Origin of the sequence: Frankia sp. AiPs1, assembly GCF_023716945.1 — a bacterium.
Lineage (GTDB): Bacteria > Actinomycetota > Actinomycetes > Frankiales > Frankiaceae > Frankia.
The window spans coordinates 1-3300 of the sequence record NZ_JAMQQF010000635.1; the positions used below are offsets into that span (position 1 = coordinate 1).

Here is a 3300-nt window from a genome sequence, read left to right on the forward strand (position 1 = left end):
CCCCTCACCCGGCCCACCCCGCCGGCCGCGGCGGCGACCGGCGAGCCGGCGGTTCGGGCGGGCGGGCGTCGTGGTCGACCCCGTCGATCCGGGTCCGGCTCATAGTCGTTCGCGCCCACGATGCTTCGGTGAGCACTACCGGTGGCTGGGGCGCAGTGTCCTCGACGAGCGGCGTCTGACGTTCTACCCGTGGGCGATGCACCTGTCCCTCGGCGCCGGACCGCTGCGGCTGCGAACGGTCCTGCTGCACCGCGGAAAGCAGACGGCGGAACGTAGACGATCGATCCGAAGTCGGGTACCGCAACTGGCCGGGACCGGCCGGCAGGGCCGGGCTGGGCCAGCTTGGTGCGGCTCGGGCCGGGTTCGGCTCGCCTGCGGGGCCGGGTTCTCACCCGCGGTGTGTTGGCGATCAAGGTGTTCCGTGGAACCGCGCCGCAGTCATCACGCCTGCACCGCCGGGTGGGCGCACGGTTTGACGTCCGCGGCCCACCACCACGATGGTCTGACACGGTCATGCCGGTTCCGCGGAACCGGGCGCCCCCCGCGGCGTTCGACTCGCTGCCGGGCATGTGTCGCCGAGACGGTGGGAACAGCCCGGGAGCGGCCACCGGTGAGATCATCGCCGGATGAGACCAGGCGTGCCCCTCGAGATGGTCGCCGTCCCGGCCGGGCAGGTGACGTTGTCGGATGCGCGTACCCGGCGCCGCTGGTCGGTGCAGGTCGTTGCCTTCCGGCTGGCGGCAGGCCCGATCACGCAGGCGCAGTATGCGCAGGTCACCGGCCAGCGGCCGAGTAGCGCCGAAGGAGATCGGCGGCCCGTCGAGGGCGTCTGCTGGTGGGATGCCGTCCGGTTCTGCAACGCCCTGTCCAGCCACGAGGGTCTGACGCCGGTGTACCGGCTGCCCGCCGACGGCGGGGACGCCCAGCTCGGCGCTGGCGATGGCGATGGCGGAGATGGCGGGAGCGGGAGCGACGCGGTGGAGGAGGTCGGGTGGGATGCCGGTGCTGACGGGTACCGGCTGCCGACCGAGGCGGAGTGGGAACACGCCTGCCGCGCCGGCACGACGGGGCCCCGTTACGGCCTGCTTGACGACATCGCCTGGTATCGCGCCAACGCCGGCGAGCGGCCCCACGACGTCGGCGGTCGGACGCCCAATGCCTGGGGCCTGCACGACATGCTGGGCAACGTGTGGGAATGGTGCTGGGACATCTACGACGCCGAGGTCTACGGCAGCTACCGGGTGCTGCGCGGCGGTGGGTGGTTCGACGAGCCGTGGAGCTGCCGGGCCTCGGTGCGCCGGCGCAGCCATCCGACGCTGCGCCTCGACGACCTGGGACTGCGCGTCGCCCGCTCCCACCTCGGATGAACGGAAACCGCGACGTCGCTGCGGGTGAGCCTGGTTGAGGAGGCAGACATTCCATCCGAGCTTTGCCGGCAGTGCGGCCGTGCTGGGCCCGCCGCGCCTGGGCAAGCAACGGGTGGAGCTGGTCTAGTGGCGCCAGGGCGGTGGTAAGTGGAGCTGGTCTAGTGGTGCAGGGCGGCGGTGACCAGCGTCAGCAGGGCGCCGTGCACCTCGTCGGGGGTGCCGGCGGCGGGCAGTTCGTGGAACGCCGCAGCTTCCGGCAGGCTGCGGTAGGCCTCGGCGAAGGCGGCGAGCCGGTCGAGGTCCTCGTGGTCGCGGCCGCGGCGTTCGACCCGCGCCTGGGCAAGCGTGGCCGGGGCGGTGAACAGCACCACCAGGTCGGGGACGGGAAAGCGGCGGTAGGCGGCGCGTACCCGCCGGGCGCCGCTGCCGCTGCCGCCGTCGCCGCGCAGCCGCATGACCGCGTATTGGCAGTAGGTGTAGCGGTCCATGACCGCGATGCGGCCGGTGAGCCGGGACAGCGCCAGCGCGCGGGTGATCGCCAGGCCGCGGAACGTCGCCTCGACGGTGACGTGGACGCGCGGGCCGAGCAGGTCCGGGCCGTCGCGGCGGCCCAGCCTGCGGGCGAGGGCGTCGAGCAGCGGGCGCCCGCCGCCGTTCTCGAAGTAGCTGGCCGGCTGCCCGGCGGCGGTCAGGGTGCGGGCGAGCCGCCGCGCCTGGGTGGTCTTGCCCACCCCGTCGACGCCGAGCAACGCGATGACCGGGGGACGCCGTCGCTGCATCTGATGATCGTATCGGCGGTCGGGTGCGGCCGTGGTCGCCGAGAGCGGGCCGAGTGCCAAGGCCGGGCCGAGTGCCGGGGCCGGGCCGAGGACTGGGCCGAGGACTGGGCGAGGGCAGAACGTCGGGGCCGGGCAGAACGCCGGGATTGGCGGGGTCAGCGGGCGGCGGCGGGTGGGGACGGGAAGAGGTCCCAGATGATGGTGTGGCGGTCGGCGCCGGCGGTGGCCAGCAGGCGGCTGTCGGGGGCGAAGGCGACGTCCTGGACGGGGCCGGCGTGGGCGGGCAGGCGGTGCGCGGGGCCGGGACGTTCGGGGTCGCTGATGTCGCGGATGGTGGCGGTGCGGTCGCCGCTGCCGGCGGCCAGCAGGGTCCCGTCGGGGCTGAAGGCGACCGCGTGCACGGCACGGCGATGGTCGGTGATCTCGGCCAGGACTGTTTCGGTGGTGGGGTCGGCGACCGAGTAGACCCGCACGGTGCGGTCCTTGCCGGCCACGGCGAGCAGGTCCCCGTCGGGGCTGAACGCCACCGTGAACACGGCCCCGCGGGCACCGGACAGCGTCACGGTGGCGGTCGGATGGGTCGGGTCGGCGAGATCCCACAGGGTGACCGAGCGGTCCTCGGCGCCGGTGGCCAGCAGGGTGCCGTCGGGGCTGAACGTCACCGCCCGCACGGCGCCGCGATGCCCGGCGAGGATCGCCGCCCGCCGCGGCACCCCCGGCTCGGCGAGGTCCCACAGCAGCACCGCCCGGTCGTCGCCGGCGGTGGCCAGCAGGGTGCCGCCGGGGCTGAAACCGAGGTCGTGCAGGTAGCCGCGGTGGCCGGTCAGCGTCATCAGCGGCACCGGCCGGGACGGGTCGGCGACCTGCCACAGCACGGTGGTGCCCGCATCGCCGGCGGCCGCGAGGATGCGCCCGTCCGGGCTGAACGTCACCGCCCGTGCCCACTCCTGGTTGATGCGCCGGCCGTAGCCGACGGTGGCGATCAGCCGCGGGGGGTCGGGGAACGCCGCCTGCCACAGCCGGACGGTGGTGTCGGTGCCGCCGATGGCGAGCAGCGCCGCGGTGGGGCTGAAGCTGACGCTCATCGGATGGCCGCGTTCCTCGGGCAGGACGGCCAGTCGGCGGGCGGCGCTCAGGCCGCGAGCAGCAACGAT

General features: G+C 74.5%; 3 protein-coding genes. 1 reads left to right on the forward strand and 2 read right to left on the reverse strand.

What is annotated here, in order from left to right:
* Positions 1–626: 626 nt before the first annotated feature.
* Positions 627–1367, forward strand: coding sequence for a formylglycine-generating enzyme family protein (locus tag ND748_RS28620; RefSeq protein WP_374216058.1), 741 nt, complete (start codon positions 627–629; stop codon positions 1365–1367).
* Positions 1368–1525: 158 nt separating this feature from the next.
* On the opposite strand, the gene ND748_RS28625 is transcribed toward ND748_RS28620, so the two are convergent.
* Both ND748_RS28625 and ND748_RS28630 read right to left on the reverse strand, forming a co-directional pair.
* A complete protein-coding gene (locus ND748_RS28625; RefSeq protein ID WP_251749299.1) occupies positions 1526–2146 on the reverse strand; it encodes an AAA family ATPase in 621 nt (206 codons plus the stop codon).
* A 155-nt stretch (positions 2147–2301) separates the two neighbouring features.
* Positions 2302–3300, reverse strand: a 999-nt coding sequence (locus ND748_RS28630) for a WD40 repeat domain-containing protein (RefSeq protein WP_251749300.1), incomplete at its 5' end; no start/stop codon positions are given.